At 66.7% G+C, this 25,300-nt stretch carries 27 protein-coding genes; 6 read left to right on the top strand and 21 right to left on the bottom strand.

Features of this window, described 5'->3' with window-relative positions; all coding sequences use genetic code 11:
* The 7 genes from KUL97_RS05025 to KUL97_RS04995 form a co-directional block, all read right to left on the bottom strand.
* Window positions 1–408, bottom strand: coding sequence for a DUF2996 domain-containing protein (locus tag KUL97_RS05025; RefSeq protein ID WP_217795859.1), 408 nt, complete (start codon window positions 406–408; stop codon window positions 1–3).
* 40 nt (window positions 409–448) lie between these two features.
* Window positions 449–979, bottom strand: coding sequence for a hypothetical protein (locus KUL97_RS05020; RefSeq protein ID WP_217795858.1), 531 nt, complete (start codon window positions 977–979; stop codon window positions 449–451).
* Between the two features lie 12 nt (window positions 980–991).
* The gene (locus tag KUL97_RS05015; RefSeq protein ID WP_217795857.1) at window positions 992–1,621 is read right to left on the bottom strand and encodes a flavin prenyltransferase UbiX; all 630 of its coding nucleotides are present in this window, start codon (window positions 1,619–1,621) and stop codon (window positions 992–994) included.
* A gap of 4 nt (window positions 1,622–1,625) precedes the next feature.
* Window positions 1,626–3,920 carry an RNB domain-containing ribonuclease gene (locus KUL97_RS05010; protein ID WP_217795856.1) on the bottom strand — a complete coding sequence of 765 codons (2,295 nt, stop codon included), beginning with the start codon at window positions 3,918–3,920 and terminating at the stop codon, window positions 1,626–1,628.
* 109 nt (window positions 3,921–4,029) lie between these two features.
* The gene (locus tag KUL97_RS05005) at window positions 4,030–4,323 is read right to left on the bottom strand and encodes a TMEM165/GDT1 family protein (protein WP_217795855.1); all 294 of its coding nucleotides are present in this window, start codon (window positions 4,321–4,323) and stop codon (window positions 4,030–4,032) included.
* Window positions 4,324–4,357: 34 nt separating this feature from the next.
* Window positions 4,358–4,729 (bottom strand): TMEM165/GDT1 family protein, encoded by a 372-nt coding sequence (locus KUL97_RS05000; RefSeq protein WP_254896190.1) that lies wholly within the window; start codon window positions 4,727–4,729, stop codon window positions 4,358–4,360.
* Window positions 4,730–4,755: 26 nt separating this feature from the next.
* The gene (locus tag KUL97_RS04995; RefSeq protein ID WP_217795854.1) at window positions 4,756–5,118 is read right to left on the bottom strand and encodes a YkgJ family cysteine cluster protein; all 363 of its coding nucleotides are present in this window, start codon (window positions 5,116–5,118) and stop codon (window positions 4,756–4,758) included.
* A gap of 87 nt (window positions 5,119–5,205) precedes the next feature.
* Here KUL97_RS04995 and KUL97_RS04990 point away from each other — a divergent pair, with 87 nt between their 5' ends.
* The gene (locus KUL97_RS04990) at window positions 5,206–5,334 is read left to right on the top strand and encodes a photosystem II reaction center protein Ycf12/Psb30 (RefSeq protein ID WP_246833802.1); all 129 of its coding nucleotides are present in this window, start codon (window positions 5,206–5,208) and stop codon (window positions 5,332–5,334) included.
* Between the two features lie 96 nt (window positions 5,335–5,430).
* On the opposite strand, the gene recJ is transcribed toward KUL97_RS04990, so the two are convergent.
* The gene (recJ, locus tag KUL97_RS04985) at window positions 5,431–7,338 is read right to left on the bottom strand and encodes a single-stranded-DNA-specific exonuclease RecJ (protein ID WP_217796045.1); all 1,908 of its coding nucleotides are present in this window, start codon (window positions 7,336–7,338) and stop codon (window positions 5,431–5,433) included.
* A 111-nt stretch (window positions 7,339–7,449) separates the two neighbouring features.
* On the opposite strand from recJ, the gene KUL97_RS04980 reads away from it, so the two are divergent.
* From KUL97_RS04980 to KUL97_RS04970, 3 genes are read left to right on the top strand one after another with little or no spacing between them, the layout of a single operon-like run.
* On the top strand, window positions 7,450–8,208 hold the full coding sequence (locus KUL97_RS04980) for an HAD-IA family hydrolase (RefSeq protein WP_254896189.1): 759 nt from the start codon (window positions 7,450–7,452) through the stop codon (window positions 8,206–8,208).
* Window positions 8,208–8,549, top strand: coding sequence for a DUF565 domain-containing protein (locus KUL97_RS04975; RefSeq protein WP_217795852.1), 342 nt, complete (start codon window positions 8,208–8,210; stop codon window positions 8,547–8,549). Before KUL97_RS04980 ends, KUL97_RS04975 begins: the two co-directional genes overlap by 1 nt.
* Window positions 8,546–9,394 carry a hypothetical protein gene (locus tag KUL97_RS04970; RefSeq protein WP_217795851.1) on the top strand — a complete coding sequence of 283 codons (849 nt, stop codon included), beginning with the start codon at window positions 8,546–8,548 and terminating at the stop codon, window positions 9,392–9,394. Before KUL97_RS04975 ends, KUL97_RS04970 begins: the two co-directional genes overlap by 4 nt.
* Here the strand turns inward: KUL97_RS04970 and rpmF are convergent.
* Window positions 9,358–9,534, bottom strand: a complete 177-nt coding sequence (gene rpmF / locus KUL97_RS04965; RefSeq protein WP_010309295.1) for a 50S ribosomal protein L32 — start codon at window positions 9,532–9,534, stop codon at window positions 9,358–9,360. The two genes, KUL97_RS04970 and rpmF, sit on opposite strands and share 37 nt — an antisense overlap.
* A gap of 88 nt (window positions 9,535–9,622) precedes the next feature.
* On the opposite strand from rpmF, the gene ftsH reads away from it, so the two are divergent.
* Window positions 9,623–11,434, top strand: coding sequence for an ATP-dependent zinc metalloprotease FtsH (ftsH, locus tag KUL97_RS04960; RefSeq protein WP_217795850.1), 1,812 nt, complete (start codon window positions 9,623–9,625; stop codon window positions 11,432–11,434).
* A 2-nt stretch (window positions 11,435–11,436) separates the two neighbouring features.
* Here ftsH and KUL97_RS04955 read toward each other — a convergent pair whose 3' ends face one another.
* The 3 genes from KUL97_RS04955 to thrC all read right to left on the bottom strand — a co-directional run bounded on the left by KUL97_RS04955 (window position 11,437) and on the right by thrC (window position 14,158).
* Window positions 11,437–12,447 (bottom strand): cupin domain-containing protein, encoded by a 1,011-nt coding sequence (locus KUL97_RS04955; protein WP_217795849.1) that lies wholly within the window; start codon window positions 12,445–12,447, stop codon window positions 11,437–11,439.
* A 90-nt stretch (window positions 12,448–12,537) separates the two neighbouring features.
* Window positions 12,538–12,813: a MoaD/ThiS family protein gene (locus KUL97_RS04950; protein ID WP_217795848.1), complete on the bottom strand. Its 276-nt coding sequence runs from the start codon at window positions 12,811–12,813 to the stop codon at window positions 12,538–12,540.
* 43 nt (window positions 12,814–12,856) lie between these two features.
* A complete protein-coding gene (gene thrC, locus KUL97_RS04945; protein ID WP_217795847.1) occupies window positions 12,857–14,158 on the bottom strand; it encodes a threonine synthase in 1,302 nt (433 codons plus the stop codon).
* Between the two features lie 140 nt (window positions 14,159–14,298).
* Here thrC and KUL97_RS04940 point away from each other — a divergent pair, with 140 nt between their 5' ends.
* Window positions 14,299–17,151, top strand: a complete 2,853-nt coding sequence (locus tag KUL97_RS04940) for a UPF0182 family protein (RefSeq protein ID WP_368656091.1) — start codon at window positions 14,299–14,301, stop codon at window positions 17,149–17,151.
* Between the two features lie 54 nt (window positions 17,152–17,205).
* Here KUL97_RS04940 and fba read toward each other — a convergent pair whose 3' ends face one another.
* The 9 genes from fba to lpxD form a co-directional block, all read right to left on the bottom strand.
* Window positions 17,206–18,279, bottom strand: coding sequence for a class II fructose-bisphosphate aldolase (fba, locus tag KUL97_RS04935; protein ID WP_217795846.1), 1,074 nt, complete (start codon window positions 18,277–18,279; stop codon window positions 17,206–17,208).
* Between the two features lie 51 nt (window positions 18,280–18,330).
* Window positions 18,331–19,440 carry a Gfo/Idh/MocA family protein gene (locus tag KUL97_RS04930; protein ID WP_217795845.1) on the bottom strand — a complete coding sequence of 370 codons (1,110 nt, stop codon included), beginning with the start codon at window positions 19,438–19,440 and terminating at the stop codon, window positions 18,331–18,333.
* 17 nt (window positions 19,441–19,457) lie between these two features.
* The gene (locus KUL97_RS04925; RefSeq protein ID WP_217795844.1) at window positions 19,458–19,907 is read right to left on the bottom strand and encodes a hypothetical protein; all 450 of its coding nucleotides are present in this window, start codon (window positions 19,905–19,907) and stop codon (window positions 19,458–19,460) included.
* Window positions 19,904–20,779: an acetyl-CoA carboxylase, carboxyltransferase subunit beta gene (gene accD, locus KUL97_RS04920; protein ID WP_217795843.1), complete on the bottom strand. Its 876-nt coding sequence runs from the start codon at window positions 20,777–20,779 to the stop codon at window positions 19,904–19,906. The genes KUL97_RS04925 and accD overlap by 4 nt, the downstream gene beginning before the upstream one ends.
* Window positions 20,780–20,814: 35 nt before the next feature.
* A complete protein-coding gene (locus KUL97_RS04915; RefSeq protein WP_217795842.1) occupies window positions 20,815–21,675 on the bottom strand; it encodes an A24 family peptidase in 861 nt (286 codons plus the stop codon).
* Entirely contained in the window at window positions 21,675–21,947 is a 273-nt protein-coding gene (locus KUL97_RS04910; protein ID WP_368656090.1) for a hypothetical protein, read from the bottom strand. Before KUL97_RS04910 ends, KUL97_RS04915 begins: the two co-directional genes overlap by 1 nt.
* Window positions 21,948–22,082: 135 nt before the next feature.
* On the bottom strand, window positions 22,083–22,985 hold the full coding sequence (locus KUL97_RS04905; protein ID WP_217795841.1) for a phosphoribulokinase: 903 nt from the start codon (window positions 22,983–22,985) through the stop codon (window positions 22,083–22,085).
* Between the two features lie 80 nt (window positions 22,986–23,065).
* Complete coding sequence (gene leuB / locus KUL97_RS04900; protein WP_217795840.1) at window positions 23,066–24,151, bottom strand: 3-isopropylmalate dehydrogenase; 1,086 nt, start codon at window positions 24,149–24,151, stop codon at window positions 23,066–23,068.
* Window positions 24,152–24,176: 25 nt separating this feature from the next.
* Entirely contained in the window at window positions 24,177–25,244 is a 1,068-nt protein-coding gene (gene lpxD / locus KUL97_RS04895; RefSeq protein ID WP_217795839.1) for a UDP-3-O-(3-hydroxymyristoyl)glucosamine N-acyltransferase, read from the bottom strand.
* Window positions 25,245–25,300 lie beyond the last annotated feature (56 nt).

Below are 25,300 nucleotides of genomic sequence, written 5' to 3'. Positions count from 1 at the left end.
TTAGTTGGCTCCCAGCCACTTCTGGCCGTTCAGGCGCTGCACCAGGCGCGACACCAGCAGCGCCAGGGTCATCTTTTTCTCGTCGATCAGGAACGACTCCAGCAGGCTGGGCTCCGCGCCGGCTTCAGCCACGGCAATGGTTTTGGCGGAGCTGATCGCCTCATCGGTGAAGCACAGCCAGAAGCGGCGGCCCTGGGGCAGTTCGCCCACCACCATCCAGCAGGAGCTGCCCACCACCGGCATCGCCCCTTGCTCAAAGCGCAGCTCACAGGCGGGACCGCCGTAGGCCTCGATCTCCTTGGCAATGGCGGGGATCAACAGGTTGGGCACAAAGTCGGCGAAGGGCTTGTCCTCCGGTGCCGGGGGTTTGGCCGGCTTGGCGGGGGCTGGCTTGGCGGAATCAGTCACCGTTGCAGGCCTCGGGGAAGACGCAGGCGAACTTTAGGGATCACCAGTCCTCGCTGACCGCCGTGTTCCAGTCGCTGTAGTCGTCTGTGCTGGCTGAAGCCTGCGGCGGTACTGGGCTGGTGGCGGGCGTTGTGCTGACGGCCGGGGACGATCCCTTGCGGATCACCCGGAATGGAACTGACACCGTTGGAGCCGGCTCGCCGGCGCTGCGGGCCGGGCCTGCCCAGGCGAAGGGTCGCTGCGTGGATTCGGCGGCGGTCCCGTTGGAACGGGATGATTCGCTGCGCGGTTCCTCCCACCCGTCGTCTTGTTCATCGCTGCGGCGGCGCACCTGGCGTCGAGGGGCCACAGCTGCACCCTGACCTTGCAGCGCGAGGGCCGTGCCGCCAGCGCTCATGGCCGCCCCCAGACCGGCAGCGGCGGCTAGCCAGCCGCCAAGGGGCCAGGTGGGCGAGCTCCAGGTGAGGAGCCGCACGCTCACCCCTGGTCTGGGGTTGACGGCCGCCACCAACAGCACCGCCAGCAGGGGCGAGAGCAGTGGAACCAGCAGCAGGCGTTGCAGCACAGGCACGGGGGGCAGGGCTCAGGTCTGGATTGGGCCGCTCCAGCGCTGCAAGTTGCCCAGGTCATAGCCGAGGCAATCGAACACCCGGATCACGAGAAAGTCCACCATCTCCTCGATGCTCGTGGGCTGGTGGTACCAGGCCGGAACAGGGGGCGCGATGCGGGCACCAGCCTCGGCCAAGGCCGTGAGGTTGCGCAGGTGCACCAGGTTCCAGGGGGTTTCCCGCGGGCAGATCACCAGGGGGCGCCCTTCCTTGAGGTGCACATCGGCGCAGCGCTCGAGCAGATCGGTGGCCACACCGGACGCGATGCGGCCCACCGCACCCATCGAACAGGGCAGGATCACCATGCCGCGGGTGCGGTAGCTGCCGCTGGCGATGCCTGTGGCCTGATCGTTCCAGCGGTGGCAGCGCAGGGAACCGCTCTTGCAGCCGGTGCGCTCCCGCCAGAAGCGCTCCTGGGCGTCGGGCTCGCTGGGCACCCGCACGCCCAGCTCCGCTTGCCATACCCCGATGGCGCCGCGACTCACCACCAGCTCCACGCGCTCCTCGGCCTGCAGCAACAACTGCAGGGCGCGCTCGGCCAGGGGCTGGGCGCTCGCACCGGAGACGGCCAGCACAACCGGATCATGCCCCTGAGGCTGGCTCAAGCGTTCACTCCTCGCCGGCGTCGCCGTTGTCAGCGCCGTGATCGCCATCGCCATCGGGCACGTATTCCTCGTAGCCCTCGGGCAACACCACCGCCAGATCGATCTGGTGACGCAACACATCCACCTTCTGGATGGTCACCTCCACGGCGTCGCCGAGCATGTAGGTGCGGCGGTTCTTGCGGCCCACCAGGCGGTTCTGGCGCGAGCGGTATTCGTACCAGTCGTCCTTCAGGGAGCTCACATGCACCAGGCCCTCCACCTGAGAGGGGGGCACTTCCACGAAGAAGCCGTAGCTCTGCACGCCACTGATCACGCCGGTGAGTGTTTGGCCCACCAGCGGTTCGGCCTGGCGTGCCTGGGCCATGGCCAGGGCATCGGCCTGCAGGTCAGCGGCGAAGCGGCAGCGGCCATTCAAGCGATGCAGCAGGGCTGTGCTGCGGCCCTCCTCCAGCGGTTGGATCTGGCTGGGGGGCATCAGCGGCCAGTCGATCAGGCCATGGCTGCTGTCGCCGGCGATGTCGACGCGGGTCTTGTGGCGCACTGAGGGCCGGTCTTTCCCTTCGCTCAGCAGCAGGCTGAGCACGTGCTGGTTCCAGAGGTCGGCGTAGTGCAGGCCAGGGCAGCACCAGGGGGCCAGGGCCACGGCTTCACCCGCCAGGGCATTGGCACCGGCCTCAGTGCTGAAGGTCACCGGCTTGAGCGGTTCGCGCAGCTGTTGCTGCAGCACGCGGCAGCGATCGCTGCCGGCAAAGGCCTGGGCCAGCTCCTGGGCGGTGGCGTTGCCATCGGCCGAGAGCTCCAGGGGGATTTCCAGGGCCAGGGCCGCCTTGGCCACATCGTTGAGGGCCTCGGCGTCGGGAGCGGGATTCACCGCGAAGATGGCCGGCAGCTCGAGAGCGGCCAGGTGGCGTCCAAGGGCCCGATGGGCGGGGAGCACCAGCTCCCGCAGCAGGCCTGAGGGTTCGGTGGCTGGATCCAGCTGCACCAACCAGCCCTGGCGGCTCTCATCCGGTTCGGGAATGGCCAGATCGCCCAGATCGTCGATCGAGGGCATCGCTAAATCGAGATCGATCGAACCGCTGGCCAGGCGCTGCTGACGCAGCTGCTGGGCCAGGGCAATCAGCTCCTCCAGCAGCGGCAGCTGATCCTTAAGGGCTTTCAGGGCTGCCGGGGTTGTGCGGGCCTTGGGTTTGCGTTCGGCCAGGGCTTGCAGCGCCTTGGCATCCACCAGGCCATCCACCTTGATGGTGCTGCGGCAGAAGCGGTAATGCTCCAGCTGGCCTTCCGCGTTGAGCTCGAGCACGACAGACAGTGCGGCTTCGCTGCTGCCGGGTTTGAAGGTGGCTGCCTTGGTGAGTGCAGAGGTAAGCAGCGGCAGCCAGGTGCTGCCGAGGCAGAGGGCTTCCGCCTGCTCGCGCAGGTGCAGGTCGAGGGCGCTGGCGAAGCCCAGGCGTTCTGCCACCGCTGGTGCATGCACCCACAGCCGCTGGCCGCTTTCGGTGCTCTCCAGCGACACCGCCGGCAGGATCGGTGCTTCAGCGCTGCTCCACGGCTGCAGCAGCAGGGTGGGCAGGGCCGTGAGGTCGTCGCGATCCTTGGCCTCGAGGCTCTTGAGCGTGGCTTTCGGTGCGGCCGTTTGCTCGCGCAGCCCGTGTTTGGTGATCAGCAGATCGAGATCGGCTTCCGGCCCGGCATTCACCGGCAGGCTGCGGGCCACGTGACCCTGGGAGGGCAATTGCCCCACCGGGTACCGGTCGACCTTCACCTCCACCACGGCTTCATCGGCCGGGGTGAGGTATTGGCTGTCGCTGGCGGGCAGTTCGATGCTGGCGAGCAGCCGATCGTCGAGGGGCACCGCCAGCAAGCGTTCGTTCTGCTGTTCCACCTGGGCCAGCAGGCTCGTGGTGCTCCGCTCGAGGATGCATTGCACCCCTCCTTCAGGAGAGCGGCGCCGGCCCCCCTCGCGGGTGATGCGCACCAGGACGCGGTCGCCATTCCAGGCGTGGTTGAGCTGGTTGTCGCGGATGTAGATGTCCTCCCCGCCGTCATCCCGCAGGGCGAAACAGAAGCCTTTACTGCTGCAGCGGAGGCGGGCTTCGATCAGGCCTTCATCGTCGATGCGGCTGATGCCCGCGTCGGTTTCCTCGAGCACGCCAACGCGCACCAAGGCGGTGAGGGCAATGCGCAGTTGTGCCTGATCGGCATTGCTGCTGAGCCCCAGGGCCTTTTCCAGGGAGCTGAGGCTGCACTGCTCCTGGGCGGGCAGCTGGTCGATCAGGTCGGCGACCGTGAATTTCATGATCTTCAGGGTGCATCGGTGGCCGTAACGCCCCGACGATCTGGGTGCCTGGTTCTGGAGACGGCCAACGCCCCCGGAACTGCACGAACCTTTTCAATCTAGAGCGCGGTCAACCGTTGGGCTCGGGTTCGCTGCCGGCCTTCAACAGCAGGCGGCTGCCGATCACCAGGAATCCCACTGAGGCGGCGAGTTGGAGGGCATCGGGCGGGATCACTGCCGAGAGGGAGCCCCCTGCCCCGGCGCCAAGCAGGCTGGCCAGCACCAGTGCCGCCGAACTGCCGGCAAACACGGCTCCGCTGCGGCTGGATGTGCCGCTGATGGTCACGATGGCCAGCTGGGTTTTGTCGCCCAGCTCCGCAAGGAACACGGTGGCGAAGGTGGAAGCGAGGAGGGGTAATTGCATGGCTCAGGTGCTTCTGGGGGATTGCAGCAAACGTTCAGGAGAGGGGGAACATGCTCATCGCGGCCTGACGGCCGAGCCACAGCCCCAGGCCGATCATCAGAATTCCGGCCAGGCGCTCCAGCTGCTGCGGCGGCAGCACTCGCGAGAGCCAACGGCCCAGCAGCACCCCCACCAGGCTGGAGCTGATCAGCGCCAGTGAGGCGCCCACAAACACCAGCACGGGCCGCCCGGATTCGGCGGAGAGCAGCAGCGCCGCCAACTGGGTTTTGTCGCCCAGCTCCGCCAGGAACACCGTGGTGAAGGTGGTGAGAAACACGGCCCCGAAACTGCCGGCCTGACTGGCATCAGCGGCCGGGTTCTCGTCGGTTGCAGTTTCGTGACGGGGTGCGTCGCTGGGGTCGGCCATCGGCTGAGCGGAAGGTGGCGCGGATCTCAGGGAGCCGGCTGGCGGATCGCCTGCTCGAAACGCTTCATCACCATGCCACGACCGCCGTGTTCGCAGCGGATCTGCTGCCGGCAGCAGGCGATGGCGAAGTCGTTCGCGTCCTCGACGGCGACCCCGAACAGGGAGGCCAGATTCTCCACCCGGCAGAAGAAGGGCCGATCGTCGTAGATGCGGCAACTGCTCGAGCCGGTGTCGTAGTGGATGCACCAGCCATCCGGGCCCACCATCTCGAGGTACTGCTGCTGCTGTTCGGCGCTCAGGGCCTCCAGCGCTTCATTGCGCTCGCCTGGATCCAATCGGCAGCACGACCCACAGCCGCTGATGCAGCGCCAGTGCAGCGTTTCGCTCATCGCTCAAGCTGTGACAACCCATCACAGCAGCTTGCAGGAGCGCCGCTGCGGCAGACGTAGGGACCGTAGGCTGGTACTTGACCGTTCATGCTGCAGAGCCGCTCTCCCATGGGAATCGATTTCCATCTGATCGCCAACTTTGCGGCCCTGTTCCTGATCACGATCGTCGGCCCCGCCGTGATCTTCATCCTCTTCTACCGCCGCGGCGCTCTCTGATCGCATGCTCCTCAGGCGCACCGCCCCTAACCCCAGGCCCCGGCGGGTCTGGGGTTTTTGCTGCAACAGCGATCAAGCCATCAGGCGATCAGGCGATCAGGAGGCCAATCCCATGGCCATGGCCGCGTCCTGGAGCAGGGCCTGCACATAGGGATGGGTGCCTTGGGGGTGATCGCTGTTGACGGCACAGCTTCCCGTTGGATCGGGCAAGCCGCGCAGCTCGTCGCCCGCTGCATTGCGAATCACCAGCGCGTCGCCATCGCGGCTTACCCAATAGCGGCGGTTGCAGCGCTCCAGCACCAGGCCATCACCTGAGCTGGCCCGAAGTGCCGCGATGTCGAGCTGGAGTTGCTCGGTGCCATTCCAGCGATTCAGGCGCAGCTGGAATGCCACATCCACCTCCTTCGGCAGCTGCTGCTCGTCGCCGCCCCAACGCCAGGCCATGGCGCGCACAGCGGAATCGCCCTGGCGCAGGGTGAGCTGCAGATGGCCGCCTCGCAGCAGGCGTTGCTGGCTGATGCGGCAGCGGCTGCACCAGAACAGCGGTGCCGGATGGCCGCTGCCAAAGGGCTCGAGCCGCTGGAGCTGCTGCCAAAACTGAGGCGTGATGTCCTGCAGTTGCACCAAGGCCTCAGGTTCCACCAGCCGCAGGCCACCCTGTTGCTGGAGCCAGGCCTCGGCCAGGGCGTTGAGGCGCTCATGCAGGGCGGTGATCTCTTCGGCCCGCACCGTGAATCCGCCGGCGGCTGGATGGCCGCCATGGCGCTCCAGCAGATCGCTGCAGGCCTGCAGGGCGGCATCCACCGCAAAGCCACGGGGTGCTCGCACGGAGGCCCGCAGGCGGCCATCCCCCTCGGAGGCCAGCAGGGCCACCGGCAGTCCGAAGGCGTCCACCAGCCGGGCCGCCACGATGCCGATCACGCCGTGGTGCCAGTGGGTTTGTGCCAGCAGCAGGAAGGGGCTGCGTTGATCGCCATCGGCGTCCACCAGGGCTCGCGCCTCCGCTTCGATGGCATCGCAGAGGTCGCGGCGCTGGCGGTTGAGCTGCTCGCATTGGCGCGCCAATTCAAGGGCTTCCTCCTCATCGGCGGTGGTGAGGAGATCCACCACCAGCTGAGGATCACCGAGGCGCCCCACCGCATTGATGCGCGGCGCGATCTGGAAGCCCACGGCACCGGCATCCACGGGCGCATCCTCGAGGCCAGCCACCTGTTGCAGCGCCTGCAGTCCGGCCAAGCCGCTGCGTTTGAGCCCTGGCAGGCCATCGATTAACCAGCGCCGGTTCACGCCCTGCAGGGGCGCCATATCGGCGATCGTGCCGATGCAAAACAGATCGCGGGCCATGGCCAGCCCAGGCTCGGAGCGGCAGTTGCGCGCCAGAGCCATGGCCAGCACGTAGGCCAGCCCCACCCCCGCCAGGCCCCGGTAGGGAGAGTGCTCAGGGGTGCAGGCCGGGTGCAGCAGCGCCAGGAGGGGCGGCAGCTCGTCCGGCAGGGTGTGGTGGTCGGTCACGACCACGTCCATCTCCAGTGCGTCGGCTCGCAGCAGCGCTTCGCGGGCGGCCACACCGTTGTCCACCGTGACCAGCAGGCGAATCCCCTCGCTGGCCAGCCGTTCCACCATCCCGGTGTTGAGGCCGTAGCCATCGTCGAGTCGGCTGGGAATCTCCGCCTGGGGTTGCGCCCCCAGGTGGCGCAGCACGCCCACCAGCAGCGCTGTGCTGGTCATCCCATCGGCGTCGTAGTCGCCGCAGATCGCCAGCCGCTCCCCTTGTTTGCAGGCCAGGCGCAGGCGCTGCACAGCCTTGCCCAGGTCGGGGAAATGGCGGCGGGGATCCGGCGCTGGCGCCGGTTCGAGCAACGCCGCGATCGCCTCAGGATCGCCGTAGCCGCGCCGCTGCAGCACCGCCAGCAATGGATCGCACAGGCCACTGCTGCGCAGCTGGGGATCGATCTGAACCGGTGCCGGCAACTGCCAGCGCTGCTCGGAGGGTTGAGGGAGCAACGCCACGGGGATCAGATCACCACCATTGTGCGGGGCACCTGCTCCTGAAGCACGCTGTCGGCTGGGGGATCGCCACCTCTCCGTAATCTGCAAACCCTTGCGGTGGCGGCCATGGCAGCGGAGCTGACGGCGTTGCTCTGGGATGTGGACGGCACCCTGGCTGAAACCGAGCTGGATGGCCATCGGCGCGCCTTCAACCGTGCCTTTGCCGATGCCGGCCTGCCCTGGCATTGGGATGTGCCGCAGTACCAGCAGTGGGTACGGATCAGTGGCGGCCGTGAACGCATCGCCGCATTTCTCAGTGCGGTGGAGGGGCTGGCCCCGGATCCGCAGCGGGTGGAGCAACTCCAGGCAGCGAAGCAGCGCCACTACAACGCGTTGGTGGAGCAGGGCGCATTGCGGCTGCGCCCCGGGGTGGAGCGGTTGATTCGCAGCGCTGCGCGAGCGGGTGTGGTTCAAGCCATCGTGACCACGAGCTCCCGCCCAGCGGTGCAGGCACTCTTGGATCGGCTGTTGCCGGATCACAGCACCTGCTTTGCGTTGTGGGTGTGCGGCGAGGATGTGCGCCGCAAAAAGCCTGATCCGGCGGCCTATGCCCTGGCCCTCGCCCAGCTCGATCTGCCGGCGGCTGGCGTGATTGCCCTCGAGGATTCCGGCAATGGCGTGGCGGCAGCCAGCGGTGCTGGCCTCACCACCCTGGTCACCCGCAGCGGCTCCAGCGCCACGGAAGCGCCTGAGGCGTTTGCGGCGGCAGCGGCGGTGCTCGATCATCTTGGCGATCCGGAGCAGCCGCTCAGCGTTCTGAGCGGCCCGGCTTGCCCCCAGGGCTGGATCACGCTCTCCTATCTGCAGCAGCTGCTGGCCGCCTGATGACGCTTCCGCTCCAGCGCACCCGCTTGGATGGCGTGCAACGCCGTGCGGGTGAGCTGCTGCTCGGTGGATTTCGGGGCAGTTGGCGGCGCCGCAGCCTGGCGGTGCTGGCTCTGCTGCTCGGCTTCTATGCGGGCGAGAACGTGACGGCGCTGTGGCTGGAGCGGGTGGGTCAGCGACCGGTGGTGGTGTTGACGCTAGTTCTGATGCTCGAGCTGCTGGTGCGCTTGCGCACCCGCCTGGTGGGAGAGCGGCCCGGTCTGGGCTGGATCGTGACCGACAACCTCCGGCTGGGTGTGGTGTACGCCGTGGTGCTGGAAGCGTTCAAGCTCGGGTCATGAGCCTCGAGGAGCAGGTGCTGCGCTGGTGTGCGTTGCAGATCCGCCATGGCCAGCGTCCTGTCATCGGCTTGAACGGACCGGTGGGCGCTGGAAAGAGCACCCTGGCGCGGCGCCTGCAGGAGCTTTTTGCCGCGGCCGGTTTGGAGTTGGCGGTGGCCTCCATCGACGATGCCTATCTGCCCTGGCCGCAGCGGCTGGCCGCCATGGCTGGCAATCCCTATGGCGTGAACCGCGTGCCCCCCGGCAGCCATGAGCCCGAGGCGCTGAGGCAGGGGGTGCGCCGCTGGCGCTCTGCCCCCGATCGGATCCTGGAGTTGCCCCGCTTCGAGAAAACCCTGCGCGGTGGCCAGGGCGACCGTGTGGAGCCCTGGCGCGGGCCGGCCGATGCGCTGCTGCTGGAGGGCTGGATGCTGGCCTGCCGACCCGTCGAGGATCTTGAGATTGCCATCTCGGCGTTGCAGGGCCGTTTCAGTGCTGCCGAGCTGGCGTGGTGGCAGCGCTGCAATCAGGCACTGGAGGGCTACCTGCCGCTCTGGCAGGAGCTCGATCAACTGGTGATGTTGTGGCCGAGCAGTTGGCGTTGGCCGCGCCGCTGGCGGCTTCAGGCCGAAGCGCGGCAACGCCGCCGCGGCGGGGGCTGGATGCCCGCTGCGGAACTCAACCGTCTGGTGACGGCCACGTTGCAGTCGCTACCGCCTGATCTGTATCAGCAACCCGTGCTGGCCCGAGCCAACAGCGTGCGGGTGCTCGATCAACGCAGACGCAGTGTGTGGGAGGGCAGCGGTGAGGCTGCCCTGGCGCGCTGGGCTCAGCCCTGCTCGGTTTCGTCTTCGGCCACGGGGTAGACGAAGCCCTGGGCGCGGCCACTCAGCACGGCCTTACCAATCGACAGAGCCTTTTGGGCGGCAATGGCAGCCTTGCCCTTCCAGGTGGCATGGCGCTGGTTGCGCTTGCCCTTGGACGTTTTCTTCTTGGGAACAGCCATCCCGCTTGATTTCAGCCAAACCAAGAGTTTCCATTGCCGCCTTCCCTTTCGTCAAATCGCTAAGCTCAATTCCAAGATTCAGACCGGCGTGAGCAGCAGCATTTCTTCTGATCTGCCGGTTGATCTGGGCCAGGCGCGAGCTCCGCAGCCCAGTTACACCCAGCTGCTTCAACAGCTCAGGGCTGGATCGGTGAAAGAATTGCTCCTCTCCCCTGGCCAGCGGCAGGTGAAGGTCACCTACACCGATGGCAAGCAGGTCACGGTGCCGGTGTTCAGCAACGATCAGGTGTTGCTGCGCACCGCTCAAGATGCGCGGGTGCCGCTCACGGTGCGCGATGAGCGGCAAGACCAGGCCACGGCCAGCCTGGTTTCGAACGGGTTGCTGTTGCTGTTGTTGTTCGGTGGCCTGGCACTGTTGCTGCGGCGCTCGGCTCAGGTGGCCAATCGGGCCATGGGCTTCGGCCGGAGCAAAGCGCGCATGGTGCAGAGCGAAGCAGCCGTGCCCGTGCGCTTTGAAGATGTGGCGGGCATCCAGGAAGCCAAGGAAGAGCTGCAGGAGGTGGTGGCCTTCCTGAAGGAGCCGGAGCGCTTCACCACCGTGGGGGCGCGGATCCCGAAGGGCGTGCTGCTGGTGGGGCCGCCGGGCACCGGCAAAACTCTCTTGGCCAAGGCGATTGCCGGAGAAGCCGGGGTGCCCTTCTTTTCGATGGCGGCCTCGGAGTTTGTGGAGTTGTTTGTGGGGGTGGGGGCCAGTCGCGTGCGCGATCTGTTCCGCCAGGCCAAGGAGAAGGCCCCCTGCATCGTGTTTATTGATGAAATCGATGCGGTGGGCCGCCAGCGCGGCGCCGGTATCGGTGGCGGCAACGACGAACGCGAGCAGACCCTCAACCAGTTGCTCACCGAGATGGATGGTTTCGCCGAAAACTCCGGCGTGATCCTGCTGGCGGCCACCAACCGCCCCGATGTGCTGGATACAGCCCTGATGCGGCCCGGGCGCTTTGATCGCCGCATCCACGTGGATCTGCCCGATCGCCGCGGCCGCGAGGCGATCCTGGCGGTGCACGCCCGCAGCCGGCCCCTCGATCCCGAGGTGTCGCTGGCGGATTGGGCCAGCCGCACGCCCGGCTTCTCCGGCGCGGATCTGTCCAACCTGCTCAACGAAGCTGCGATCCTCACGGCCCGGCGTGAGCGCAGCTGCATTGACGATGCGGCGATGGGTGACGCCCTGGAGCGCATCACTATGGGCCTCAGCGCGGCACCCCTGCAGGACAGCGCCAAAAAGCGTCTGATCGCTTATCACGAGATCGGTCATGCCCTGATCACCACCCTGCTGCCGGCGGCAGACCGGCTCGACAAGGTGACGTTGCTGCCCCGGGCCGGTGGGGTTGGCGGCTTTGCCCGCACCATGCCCGATGAGGAGGTGCTCGACTCCGGACTGATCTCCAAGGCCTATTTGCACGCCCGCATGGTGGTGGCTATGGGTGGCCGTGCCGCCGAACTGGTGGTGTTCGGCCCCAGCGAGATCACCCAGGGGGCTTCCTCCGATCTCGAGATGGTCAGTCGAATCGGCCGTGAGATGGTCACCCGCTATGGCTTTTCGTCGCTGGGGCCCGTCTCGCTTGAAGGAGCAGGTGAGGAGGTGTTTCTCGGGCGCGATTGGCTGCGCTCTGAGCCCCACTATTCCCAGGAAACGGGCAACCGGATTGATGCCCTGGTGCAGCAATTGGCCCGTGAGTCGCTGGAGCAGGCGGTGGCCCTGCTCCAGCCTCGCCGCGAGCTGATGGATGAGCTGGTGAACCTGCTGATCGAGCGTGAAACGATCGAGGGCGACGCCTTCGCAGCCCTGGTGGAGCGCCACGAGCAGCGCCCCGCAGGTCTAGCGACACCGGCTCAGGCCTGAGCTCAGGCGAAGCGGATATCGAGGCTGCGCAGATAGGTCTGGAGGCCGGCGTCTTGGATCGGCAGCAGATAGGCGGGCTGATCGCTCTCGTTCACGTGGGCGTGCCAGTGGCCTGGCGGGGTGATGAATGCTCCGCCGGCTTCCCAATCGATCCGGCGTGGATTGCGAATGCTGCCATCGCTGTTCAGCTCCGTGCCGACCAGGGTGTAGACCCCTGGCTGGCAATCGACGATCAGATCAAGGGCTACCGACTGGTGACGGTGTGGCGCTTGCCGGGCACCTGCCGGTCCGATGCCGAACATCGCCCAGAGCACGTGGGTGACGGTGCGGGTTTGGGGAAGATCCTTGTTGGCCAGCAGCAGAGCTAGCCGGTTGCTCCGTTCGCTGCCCGGCTGATCGGCCAGCTTGTGCAGCTCCGAGCGGAGCCACTCCCCCCGGTAGTGGGTCGGTGCAAAGCGGGGTGTGGTGGGTGCGACGCCCAGGTAGCGCAGCAAGGGAGCGTCGTGCACCCAGTAGAGAACGCTGTCATGGTCAGCTTCCAGTAGCGGTGTGCCGCCTGCGGGGAGGACGAACAGATCGCCTGTCTCCCAGCGGATGCTCGTGTTGCTGTCCGCATCGCGGTTATCGCAACGGCCCGAGCCGGAGAGCACATAGAAGAGTGAGCTCGTGGCCACGGCGGAGGCACGCACCCCTTCACCCGCCTGGATGCGGATGAAGTGTGCTGCGAGCCCTGGACTGGTGGCGGGACCGGCGACCCCAAGCTCAGCGCTGAGGTCGAGGGGGATGACCCCGCTGGGACCGCTGCTGTGGAGCTCAGGCCCCCAACAGCGGTAAGGAATCGGCTCGGTCAGCCCGGGTCGCACCGGGTTGGCCGCTTGCCGGTAATCAAACAGCAGCGCCTTCTCCGCGTGTGTTTCTGCGGGACCAGAGGGGTCCCATGGAACAACAGTGTCCGAGGGAGCAGCCGTGTCGGAGTACGGGTTGGCCATACGGGTATCTGGAGTCTGAGTCATCGCTTCAGGCCTCTGATTGATGTTGCCCTGGCAAGTGGTCATTCATGCAGACGCCTGCCTCAGGCACTGCATGAATCGATACGACGGGGCTCAGCCGCCGGCGACAGCAGGAACGATGCTCACTTCATCACCGTCCTTGAGGGCGGTGGCTTGGTTGTCGAGGAAGCGAATGTCTTCGCTGTTCACGTACACGTTGAGGAAGCGGCGCAGCTTGCCGCCCTCATCGCAGAGGCGGCCTTTCAGGCCGGGATAGCGACTGTCGAGCGCGTCCACTAGGGCGTCGACGCTGGTGGCCTCCAGCTCAACGCTGGCCTCGTCGTTGGTGAACTTCTGAAGCGGGGTGGGGATCAGAACCTGAACGGCCATCGCGGGTGAATTGTCGGGAACGGGGATTGGGTTGGGTTAAGGATCAGGCCTGGCCGTGATCGGCTTGGGCTTGCTGCCAGGCGGCGTTGAAGCTGTCGAGCTGGGCTTCGATCGTGTAGGGCTGGCCGATGTGGTCGACCACCGCTTCGGTGGTCTTCAGACCATTGCCGGTGATGTAGGCCACCGTGCGCTCTTCTGGGTTGATCTTGCCCTGCTCCACCAGCTTCTTGAGCACCGCGATCGTGGTGCCACCAGCGGTTTCGGTGAACACGCCCTCGGTTTCGGCCAGGAGCTTGATGCCGTCGATGATTTCGGCATCGGTCACATCGGCGATGCTGCCGCCGGTGCGATTGGCAATGTCGATGGCGTAGGGGCCATCGGCCGGGTTGCCGATCGCGATCGACTTGGCGATGGTATTGGGCTTCACCGGGGTGATGAAGTCGCGGCCTTCGCGGAAGGCGGTGGCGATGGGGTTGCAGCCCTCAGCCTGGGCGCCGCTGAAGCGCACGGCCTTCTCCTCCACCAGGCCGCACTTGATGAATTCATCAAAGCCCTTGCGGATCTTGGTGAACAGGGAGCCGGAGGCCAGGGGCGCCACGATGTGGTCGGGCAGTTCCCAGCCCAGCTGTTCGATCACCTCGTAGCCGAGGGTCTTGGAGCCTTCGGAGTAGTAGGGGCGCAGGTTGATGTTCACGAAGCCCCAGCCGTAGGTGTTGGCCACCTCCGAGCACAGGCGGTTCACCTGGTCGTAGTTGCCCTTCACCGCCATCAAGGTGGGGTTGTAGATGAGGGTGCCGAGCACCTTGCCCAGCTCCAGATCGCTGGGGATGAACACGCAGCAATCAAGGCCGGCGTGGGCGGCGATGGCGGCGGTGGAGTTGGCTAGGTTGCCGGTGGAGGCGCAGCTCACCGTTTTGAAGCCAAGCTCGCGGGCACGGGTGAGGGCCACGCTCACCACGCGGTCCTTGAAGGAGAGCGTCGGCATGTTCACGCCGTCGTTCTTGATGTAAAGGCTCTTGAGGCCCAGGCGCTTGGCCAGGTTGTTGGCCTTGAGCAGCGGTGTGAAGCCGGTGCCCACATCGATCGGGTCGCCCTCGATGGGCAGAAACTCGCGGTAGCGCCAGATCGAAGCGGGGCCGGCTTCGATCGTGGCGCGGCTGACGCGGCTCTTGATCGCTTCGTAGTCGTAGACCACTTCCAGCGGCCCGAAGCACACGTCTTCACAGACGTGGCGGGCACCAGCTTCGTAGGGCTGGCCGCATTCCTTGCACTTCAGCCCGGTGAAGGTGGGGCCGAGGGTGGAGAGGGAAAGGGTCGCCGTCACGATCTCACCGTTGAGGTGCATGGAAGCTAGCAGCGCTGTTCGCCGCTCCGAATAAAACCCGATCTGCGTAGTCGGGTATCGCACCGGCTTGTCTGGGCGGCGCCTTGCGCCTTGACCCATCGGTGCGGCTGCCTAGCCTCGGCCTGTGCACGGTTCCCTCCTTGCGGCTTTCCGTTAACGCCCTCAAACGGGGTCTGCGCTGGCTGGGCTGGCTGGCGATTGCGCTGGGGTTGGTGGTGCTGCTGCCGCGGCTGGTGATCGAAGCCCAGTGGTTTGCGCAGTTCCAGAGCCAGTCGGTGGTGATGCGCCGTTGGCTGCTCCAACTGCTCGCCTTCGCGCTGGTGTTCGGGCTTGGCGTGCCGCTGCAGTTGCAGCAGCTGCAGCGCTGCTGGCGGCTGCGCCAGCAGGCCGCCCGCAAACCCCTGCCCGCCGACCCCCTGGTGCCGCTCGGGCCGCCGCTGCTGGTGAGCCTGTTCGCCCTGCTGTTGCTGCTGCTGGCTGGCGGGCTCACCTATCTGATGGTTCAGGCGAGCGATCTGATCGCCGCTCCCTTCAGCGGTGATGTGATCACCTGGATTCCAGTGCTGGCGGATCTGCCCCCCTGGTTGTTCCTGGGGTTGGCGGCGGCCTTGCTGCCGCTGTTGCTGATCTGGCCCTACACAAGCCTGCGGGTGGCGCTGGCGGCCGCCCTGGCGGGTTCGGCCACGGCCGTGGCCCGTGGCTGGAGCCTCTGGCTGCCCGCCCTGTTGGCCGTTCCATTTGGTGAATCGGATCCCCTCACCGGCTTTGATCTGAGCTTCACGGTGCTGCGGCTGCCGGCGCTGCATCTGCTGGTGAGCGTGGTGCTGGTGCAGGGCCTGGTGGGACTGGCCGGCTGCCTCTGGCTCACGTTCAGCGAGGGCAACAGCCTTTCGGAGTTGCGTTTCCCAGGCCTCAGCCGCGAACAGCAGCGGGTGCTGCAACCCCAGTTGGCGGTGCTGGCGCTGATGGCGGCCCTCAGCAATGCCCTGGCTCCCTTTGATCTGATGCTGCACGGCAGCGGTGTGGCCGCCGGTGCCGGCTTCGTGGATCTGCATGTACGGCTGCCGCTGCGCCTGCTCTTGGCATTGCTGTTGCTGCTCACCGGGATCGGTTTGCTGGTGCCGATTCCGCGCCGCTGGCTGCGCCGCGGTGTGCTGCTGCCGCTGCTCTCCACCACCGCTCTGGTGCCGTTTGCGGAGTGGGTTGTGGCGCCGGTGGTGCAGCGCATCTGGGTGCAGCCGCGGGAGCTGGTGCTGGAAACTCCGTATCTCAAGCGCACCATTGCCGCTACCCGCCGTGCCTTTGGCCTGGAGGCCGTGCGTGAGGTGGATCTGGCTCCGCGCCAAGCGCTCACCCAGGCGGATCTGAAGGCGGCGCCCGGCACCCTCGCCAATGTGCGCCTCTGGGACAGCGGACCTCTGCTGGAGGCGAACCGGCAGCTGCAGCAGCTTCGCCTCTACTACCGCTTCCCCTCGGCAGCGGTCGATCGCTACCCGCTCAACGCCGATCCGGAGCGCCAGGGCAAGCAGCAGGTGCTGATCGCCGCCCGCGAGCTCGATAGCTCTGCCCTGGCCAAGAACTCGCGCACCTGGCTGAACCGCCATCTGGTGTTTACCCATGGCTATGGCTTCACCGTGTCCACGGTGAATGCCTCCGCCCCCGATGGGTTGCCGCTCTATTTCGTGAAGGATCTGGGGCGCAGCGGCAAGGTGCAGGGCATACCGCAATTGGGTATCAGTGATGCGCAGGCCCAGCGCGCCCTGCCGGTGGGTCGCCCCAAGCTCTATTTCGCCTCCGATCGCGCCCCCTACGCCATCGCTCCCACCGAGGTGCGCGAGTTTGATTACCCAGAGGGCGATCTCAACGTTTACTCCCATTACGACGGGCTAGCGGGCGTGCCGATCCATGGGCCGCTGGATCGGGTGATGGCGGCGCTCTACCTCTGGGAGCCGCGGCTGCTGTTCACCGGTTCGCTCACACCGGATTCGCGCCTGCTGATGCGCCGCCAGGTGAATGAGCGGCTCACGGCCCTGGCCCCCTTCCTGCGGTTCGAGAGCAAGCCTTACCTGGTGACCGCCCGGGTGAACGGCGTGCCGGGCTTCAAGAACGACCATCACCAGTACTGGCTGCTGGATGGTTTCACCGTGAGCCGCAGCTATCCCTATTCCGATCCCAACCCCAGCGGCATCCGCTATTTCCGCAATCCGGTGAAGGCGGTGGTGGATGCCTACAACGGCCATGTGTGGCTCTATGTGAGCGATCCCACCGACCCGGTGCTGCGCACCTGGAAGCGGGCCTTCCCGGATCTGTTCAAACCGCTCTCGGCGATGCCGCCGGAGTTGCTGGCCCACATTCAGGTGCCCCAGAGCCAGTTCCAGGTGCAGGCCGAGCGGTTACTCCGGTACCACGTCACCGACGTGCGCACCTTCTACAACGGTGACGACGTGTGGGCGATCCCTCAGGAGATCTACGGCGACAGCAACGCGCCTGTGCGGCCGTATCACGTGACGATGCAGCTTCCGGGGGAGGCGCGCCCGGAGTTCGTGCTGTTGTTGCCGTTCACGCCGCTGCGCCGCGCCAACATGGTGGGGTGGCTGGCGGCCCGCAACGACACCCCCAATTACGGCGAGCTGTTGCTCGCCCGCTTCCCGCAGCAGCGGCTACTGCTCGGGCCCCAGCAGGTGTCTGCCCTGATTGAGCAGGACCCGGCGATCAGCTATCAGTTCGGCCTGTGGAACCGTGGTGGGTCCACCCTGATCCGGGGCAATTTGCTGGTGCTGCCGGTGGGCAAAGGGCTGCTCTATGTGGAGCCCATCTACCTGCAGAGCAATAACAACGGTCTGCCCACGCTGGTGCGGGTGGTGGTGACCGATGGCCGGCGCTTCGTGATGGAGCGCAACCTCGATGAGGCACTAGAGCAGCTTGTGGCGGTGCAACCACGGCCTCAGGCCCTCACCTTGCCGGATCCAGCCTCCGCCTTACCGCTGCCTTAAGTGGGCACAAAAAAAGGGGCCGTTAGGCCCCTTGCAATCCGTGCTTGGCGCTGATCAGGCGGCGACAGCGGTCTTGGGGTCGAGTTCGCCCTTGGCGTACAGACCGGCGTAGTAGTTGATGTCGCGCTGCTTGATCTTGCTGGCGTTGCCGGCACACCAGAACTGCTGGTAACGATCGAGGCACACCTGCTTCATGTAGGCCCGGGCGGGCTTGTTGAAGTGGCGGGGATCGAAGTTGGCGGGATCCTTAGCGGCAGCTTCACGCACAGCGGCGGTGAAGGCGAGGCGGTTGTCGGTGTCGATGTTCACCTTGCGCACGCCGTTGCGGATGCCTTCCTGGATTTCTTCCACGGGCACGCCGTAGGTCTCGGGGATGGCACCACCGAACTTGTTGATCATGTCGAGCCACTCCTGGGGCACCGAGGAGGAGCCGTGCATCACCAGGTGGGTGTTGGGGATGGCCTTGTGGATTTCAGCGATGCGGCTGATGGCCAGCACTTCGCCGGTGGGCTTGCGGGTGAACTTGTAAGCGCCGTGGCTGGTGCCGATGGCAATGGCCAGGGCATCCACCTTGGTCTTGGCCACGAAGTCGGCAGCCTCAGCGGGATCGGTGAGCAGCTGGCTGTGGTCGAGCTTGCCTTCGAAACCGTGGCCGTCCTCGGCCTCGCCCATGCCGGTTTCCAGGGAGCCCAGGCAGCCCAGCTCACCTTCCACGCTCACGCCGATGGCGTGGGCCACATCCACCACTTCCTTGGTTACAGCCACGTTGTACTCGTAGCTGGCGGGGGTCTTGGCGTCGGCCATCAGCGAGCCGTCCATCATCACCGAGGTGAAGCCGTTGGCGGCGGCACCGAAGCAGGTGGCGGGGCTATTGCCGTGGTCCTGGTGCATCACAACCGGGATGTCGGGATAGGTTTCCACGGCAGCCAGGATCAGGTGGCGCAGGAAGTTCTCACCGGCGTACTGACGGGCGCCGCGGGAGGCCTGCAGGATCACCGGGGAGTCGGTCTCGTAGGCCGCCTCCATGATCGACTGCACCTGCTCCAGGTTGTTCACGTTGAAAGCAGGGATGCCGTAGCCGTTTTCAGCGGCGTGGTCGAGCAGCAGCCGAAGCGGGACGAGCGCCATGGGGACACCGGGAGAGTGAATGCGGGCGATCCTAACTGGCGCCTTTTTCGGTTAAATCGGCTGGCGGATGCCGCTGTCGGCGGCTTGCAGGGCTCGGTCGCAGATCAGCTGGCTGTGCACCGCCTCGCTCAACCCCGGGCGCATGGGCCGTTGCTCGAGGGCTGCTTCAGCCCACCACTGGATCAGGCGCCGCACCGGGGCCACCCGGCCATCGGGCCAGGTGTGGCTGAAGGCCAGCTGCGGATCGGGGCTGATCTCCTCGCGCGTTCCGTCGGGGCTGGAGCGCCAGAGCTGGAAGCCGTGCACGTAGTCGCTCTGGTTGCCGGAGCCGAGCACCAGGCTGCCTTCGCTGCCGTACACCTCAATCCAGTAGCCCCGCCCGGGTCGGGTCACCGACGCCAGGCTCACCTGGGCCGGCAGGCTCTGGCCTTGGGCGGTTTCGAGCTCCAGCTGCAGCAGGGCGATGTCTTCGGCATCCACCGCCGCCAGTCGGCCGCTGCCATCGGCCAGGGGGCGATGGGGAATGGCCATGCTGCGCAGGCAGCTCACCTGCCGGGCTGGACCGATCAGCCAATGCAGGGTGTCGAAGGCGTGGGTGCCGAGGGAGCCCAGCACCCCGCCGCCGGCCGCGCGCTGCGAGTACCAATTCCAGGGACGGCTGGCGTCGGCGCGGCTGCCCATCAGCCAATCCAGCTTCACCAGCCAGGGGGTGCCGATCACGCCTTGCTGCAGCAGGGCCGCCAGTTGCATGAAGGCCGGCACGGCGCGGTATTCGAAATCCACCCCCACGCTCACCCCAGCGCTGAGGGCCTGGCGTTGCAGCTCTTCAATCTGGGGGGCCTCCAGGGCCACCGGTTTCTCCAGCAGCAGGTGCTTACCGGCGGCGATCGCGGCCTGGGCGAGGGCGAAACGGGGCTCGGGCGGGGTGGCGATCACCAGCGCATCCACGCGGGCATCCGCCAGTAGTGCGTCGAAGCTGGTGAAACCCGCTAACCCCGTGGCGGCACAGGCCTGTTCGAGCCGCTCAGGCCGGTGGTGCCAGAGGGCCACCGGTTCGGTGAGGGGGCAATCCCTCAGGGCTGGCAGGTGCACCTTTTCGCCGAAGCCAAGGCCCACCAGGGCCACGCCGAGGGGACGCTGCGAAGAGGGGGCTGCCGTCACGGGCGGTTGGTCACGCCTCAGAAGCCTGCCAGCAGGCTCTCCCCGGCGGCACAGGCTTCGCTGATGGTGGAGCTGATCAGATCGTCGCCGGTGGCGGCCTGCCAGCTGCTCCCCCACTGGGGAATGCCATTGATGGAGGTGTCGCGGAACAGGGTCTGACCGCAGTCGATTTCCATCACATAGAGGTCGCTGGCGGGAGGGCGCGGCTCACTGCCATCGGCGTTGCGGGCCTGGTCGGCGGGCGGTGCGGGCTGGAAACGGCTCAGCACCGTGAGGTTGCCGCTGCGATTCACCCGCAGGCTGCCGGCATCCCACCACTGGCGCCCGTCATCGCTGGCGGGCACTTCGTGCCAATCCACAGGACCGGCCCAGGCAGGTGCCGTCCAGCCGCCCACCAGCACCAGCACGCCAAGAAGCAGAGCCAGCGCACGGCTGATCAGACCCTGAGTGCCTGTGGTGTGGTTCATGCCGCCATGGCTTTGTTCACGCCATGCATCTTGAGCAGGCTCACCAGGGTGCTGCGCAATTTGGTGCGGGGCACGATGTGATCCACGAAGCCGTGATCGCGCAGGTATTCGGCTGTTTGGAAGTCGTCGGGGAGCTTTTCGCGCAGGGTCTGCTCGATCACCCGGCGGCCGGCAAAGCCGATCAGGGCTTTGGGTTCGGCCAGGATCAGGTCGCCGAGCATGGCGAAGCTGGCCGTCACTCCGCCGGTGGTGGGGTGGGTGAGCAGCGGCATGTACAGCAGCTCAGCCTGGCGGTGCCGCTCCAAGGCGCCGGAGATTTTGGCCATCTGCATCAGCGAGAGCATCCCCTCCTGCATGCGCGCGCCGCCGGACGCACACACGATCAGCACGGGATAACGGCGTGCGGTGGCCTCTTCGATTAAGCGGGCCAACTTTTCGCCCACCACCGATCCCATCGAGCCGCCCATGAAGCGGAAATCCATCACCCCCAGGGCCAGGGGCAGGCCGTCTACCCGGCAGAGCCCGGTGATCACACCGTCTTTAAGGCCGGTGGCGCGCTGGGTGTCGCGGATACGGTCGGCATAACTGCGGCGATCTTTGAAGGCCAGCGGATCAGTGGGGCAGAGGTCGCTGTCGAGGGCTTCGAAGCTGCCTTCATCGGAAATCAGGCTGATGCGCTCGTCGCTGAAGATGCGGTGGTGGTAGCCGCAGCCGGCGCACACGCTGGCATTGGCAGCCAGATCCTTGCGGTACACCACCAGGCCGCACTCGGGGCATTTGCTCCAGAGGCCATCGTCTTCGTTGACCTCCTGGGCGACGCGCACCGCTGGGGCGGTTTTGCGGCGATCGGCGAACCAGTCGAACAGCGACATCGGGCCAGCGGTGTCCGCAACTACAGGTCAGTCCATTAAAGGGCGCCCCAGCCCAGCCATTCGCTGAAGCGTTGCAGCCAGAAGCCATTGCCGGCGCACCACACCGCCAGGCCGGCACCGCCCAGAAACGGGCCAAAGGGGAAGGGCTGCCCGCGCTTGAGCCGGCCGCTGAGCAGGCCAAGCACTCCAAACAGGGCCCCCGCAAACACCGAGAGGATCACGCTGAGCCCCACGCCGGTGAGGCCGAGCCAAGCGCCAAGCAGCGCCGCCAGCTTGGCGTCGCCCAGGCCCAGGGCTGGTTTGCCCAGCAGCTTCTGGGCCAGAGCACTGGTGGCTTCGAAGCCCAGCAGGCCGGCGCTAGCCGCCAGCAGATGCCATAGCAACAGCTGGCGGCCGGTTGCATCGCCTTGGCTGAAGCCCGCCATGGCACTCACCCCCAAACCGAGCACCACGCCCCAGCGGCACAGGGGCTCGGGCAGCCAGAGCTGATCGAGATCGATCAGCAGCATCGGCAGCAACAGGCTGATCAGCAGCCAACCGCCCCCCACCACCAGCCATTGGGGGGCTCCCGGCAGGCTGGAGCCCGCCGCGCTCACGGCCGCGGGCGCGGCTGCGGCCGCCACAAATAAGCCTGCGCAGAGGAGCTCCACAGCGGGGTACCGCACGGCGATGGCTGTGCCGCAATGGCGGCAACGGCCCCGCAGCAGCAGCCAGCTCAGCACGGGGATGTTCTCGAACCAGCGAAGGGTGCTGCCGCAGCGGGGGCAATGGCTGCGGGGCTTCACCACCGATTCCTGGCGGGGTAGGCGCCAGGCCACCACGTTGAGAAAGCTGCCGATGCAGGCCCCCAGCAGGGCCGCGATCAGGGCGAGCTCGGGGGAGAGGGGAGGCTGCATCAGCCGCGCAGAGGGGATCGAGCGGAACGGCTGCGCGGGCTGCGGCCGCGCACCAGCTCCAAGGAGATGAAGTGTTCTTCAGGCAGCAACACCGGCAGCTCGAACACCACGCGGCCCTGCAGCGGGCCAATCACCACACCCAGTGGATCGGGGTGGGTGGGGGAGCTTTCCAGAAAGTGGAAATAAACGCGCCGAGCCTGGGCGATCACCTCGGCACTGTTGATGCGATCCCAGCGGGGTTGTGCTGCGGCCGGCTGCACAGAAGAACCCACCGCCCCCCGAATCACAAAGGATGGGGAGGCCGGTGGGTTGTTGCGCCGGGGAACCCCGGCGCGGTTGGGCTGAGGAGCAACCGAGATGGGTGGACCCTGTCCGCCGATTGAGCCCAGCCTAGGTGCAGTGAAGGCTCAGGCCAGTCGCTTCTTCTCTTCGATCATGCGGTGAATGATCGGAGTGAGGATCAGCTCCATGGCGAAGCCCATCTTGCCGCCGTTCACCACGATCGAGGTGGGGCTGGACATGAACGAATCGTGGATCATGTCGAGCAGGTAGGTGAAATCGATCCCCCACTTCTCACGGGCACCCTTGCGGAAGTGAATGATCACGAACGATTCATCCGGGGTGGGGATGTCGCGGATCATGAAGGGGTTCGAGGTGTCAACGGTGGGGACACGCTGGAAGTTGATGTCGGTCTGGCTGAACTGCGGGCAGATGTGGTTGATGTAATCCGGCATGCGGCGCAGGATCGTGTCCACGGTGGCCTCAGCCGAGTAGCCGCGCTCCTTGTTGTCGCGGGCGATCTTCTGGATCCATTCCAGGTTCACGATCGGCACCACGCCCACCAGCAGGTCGGCCAGGCCAGCCACGTCGTAGCCGTCACCCTTCACACCGCCGTGCAGGCCTTCGTAGAAGAGCAGGTCGGTGCCGGCAGGGATGTTTTCCCAGGGGGTGAACTGGCCGGGCTCGAGGTTGGTGCCGAGGCGGGCGTTGTGCTCGGCGGCCTCCTCCACGGAGTGCAGGTAGTAACGCTTCTGGCCGCTGCCGGTCTCCCCGTAGGTCTTGAACAGCTCGGCCAGCTTGTCGAACAGGTTGGCTTCAGGGCCGAAGTGGCTGAAGTTCTCGCCCTTGGCCAGGGCTGCGGCCATGGCCTCCTTCATGGGGCCACGCTCGTAACGGTGGTAGCTGTCGCCCTCCACCACGGCCGGGGTGATGCCTTCGCGCTTGAAGATGTGCTCGAAGGCGCGCTTCACGGTGCTGGTTCCCGCGCCGGAGGAACCGGTGACCGACACGACCGGGTGACGCTTCGACATGCGCGAGAACAGCAGAACTGGGGGGAGTTTGGCAGGTCGCGGTGCCAGCTCCCCGGAATTCCGGTCAGCGCTGCTTCGGCTCAGCCAGCCAGGGCTGCCAGGAGCTGATCGCCCATCGCCTTGCAGCCCAGTTGGGTGCAGCCCTCAGCCATCAGGTCGCCGGTTCGATAGCCGCCGGCGAGCACCTGATCCACGCAAGCCTCGAGGTCAGAAGCAGCGGCGTCTTCGCCCAGGCCCACCCGCAGCATCATCGCGGCGCTCAGCACCATGGCCATCGGATTGGCCTTGTCCTGGCGGGCGATGTCGGGGGCGGAGCCGTGGATCGGCTCGAACAGACCAGGGCCGCCCTCGCCGAGTGATGCCGAGGGCAGCATGCCGATGGAGCCGCTGAGCATGGCGGCTTCATCGCTGAGGATGTCGCCGAAGAGGTTGCTGGTGAGCAGCACGTCGAACTGGCGCGGGTTGCGCACCAGCTGCATGGCGGCGTTGTCCACATACATGTGGCTGAGCTCCACGCCCGGGTAGCTGGCGGCGTGGAGGGCCTCCACCTGGTCGCGCCAGAGCTGGCTCACGTCGAGCACATTGGCTTTGTCCACACTGCAGAGGCGGCCACTGCGCTGCTGGGCCAGATCGAAGCCCACCTTGGCGATGCGATCGATCTCATCGTCGAAGTAGGCCATGGTGTTGAAGCCGCGCACGCGGCCCTCGCTCTCCACCCGGCCCTTGGGGGTGCCGAAATACACGCCGCCGGTGAGCTCGCGCACCACCATCAGATCCACCCCTTCGATCACCTCACGCTTGAGGGTGGAGGCATCGATCAGGGCGGGGATGATCTTCACCGGCCGCAGGTTGGCGAATAGACCCATGCCGGCGCGCAGGCCCAGCAGGCCGGTTTCCGGGCGCTTCTCGCGGGGAAGGGTGTCGTATTGGGGGGAGCCGATGGCGGCGAGCAGCACGGCATCGGCGGCCTTGCAGGCCTCCAAGGTGCTGGCGGGCAGCGGTTCACCGGTGGCGTCGATGGCGGCGCCGCCCATCGGCTGCTCGTTGTAGTTGAGCGCGAAGCCGTGCTTGCGGCTCACGGCATCCAGCAGCTGGCGGGCCACGGCCGTGATCTCCGGACCGATGCCGTCGCCGGGGAGCAGGGTGATCCGGTAGCTGGAGGTCATGGCCGAGCGGGTGCTGGGCGCGAGGCTACGGCTTGGCTTGTTTCTCCAGGCTGCGGATCGCTTTCGTGAGTTCGGGCAGCTTGTTGAAGGCGGCGGAGCAGCGCAGCCAGAGGCGGTTGGGGATCGCGGGGTAGCCGCTCACCACCTCGCCGGCGGCCACCTCGCCGTGGATGCCGGATTTGGAGGAGGCGATCGAGCGATCCCCCATCACGGCCTTGTTGGCCAGGCCCACCTGGCCCGCCAGGATCACGCCGTTGCCGAGGCGGGCGCCGCCGGCGATGCCCACCTGGGCCGCCAGGGCGCAGCCCTGGCCGGTGGTGACGCCATGGCCGATGTGCACCAGGTTGTCGATCTTGCTGCCGGCACCGATGCGCGTTTCGCCTACCGAAGGGCGATCGATGGTGCTGCCGCAGCCCACCTCCACGCCGTCTTCGAGCACCACCAGGCCGGTCTGGGGCATCTTGCGCCAGCCGCTGGCTGTGGGCACGAAGCCGAAGCCCTCGCTGCCCACCACGGCATTGGAGTGCACCACGCAGGCGCGGCCCAGGCGAGAGCCGGGATGCAGCACCGCACCGGCGTGCAGTTCGCAGCCGTCGCCGATCTGCACATCGTCGTAGATCACCACGTTGGGGTGGATCGTGCAGCTGGCGCCGATCTGCACCTTGGCGCCAATCACCACATGGGCGCCCACATGGCTGCCCATGCCCACCACAGCCTCGGGATCCACCACAGCGCTGGTATGAATGCCGGGAGCCTTCGGCTGGCGCGGGTAGAGGGCATCGAGGGCCTCGGCGAAGGCGAGGCGTGGATCGCGCAGAGCAACCCAGGCCTGACCCCGCTCCGTGGCCTGTTGCTGCAGGGCTTCGGCCTCATCGCCCTTGGCCGGCAACAGCACCGCACTGGCTCCGCTGGCGGCGAGGGCTGCGGCCAGGGCGTTGCCCGGTTCCAGAAAGCTCAGGTCACCCTGGCCAGATTGATCGAGGGCGGCGGCGCCGCGCAGCTCTGGATCCTCCGACAGGTTGTGGCTCAGGCCCTGGGTGCCGCCAGCGGCCTGCACTTCGCTCAGGTGGCTGAGCAATTGGCTGAAGCGCATGGGAGCCGCAGAAACCTGGAGGTCGGCCGGATCGTAGGTGGATCGGCCCTGAAGGA

Source organism: Synechococcus sp. HK05 (assembly GCF_019104765.1).
In the GTDB taxonomy this organism is placed as follows: domain Bacteria; phylum Cyanobacteriota; class Cyanobacteriia; order PCC-6307; family Cyanobiaceae; genus Vulcanococcus.
This window is presented reverse-complemented; position numbering and strand designations above follow the sequence as displayed.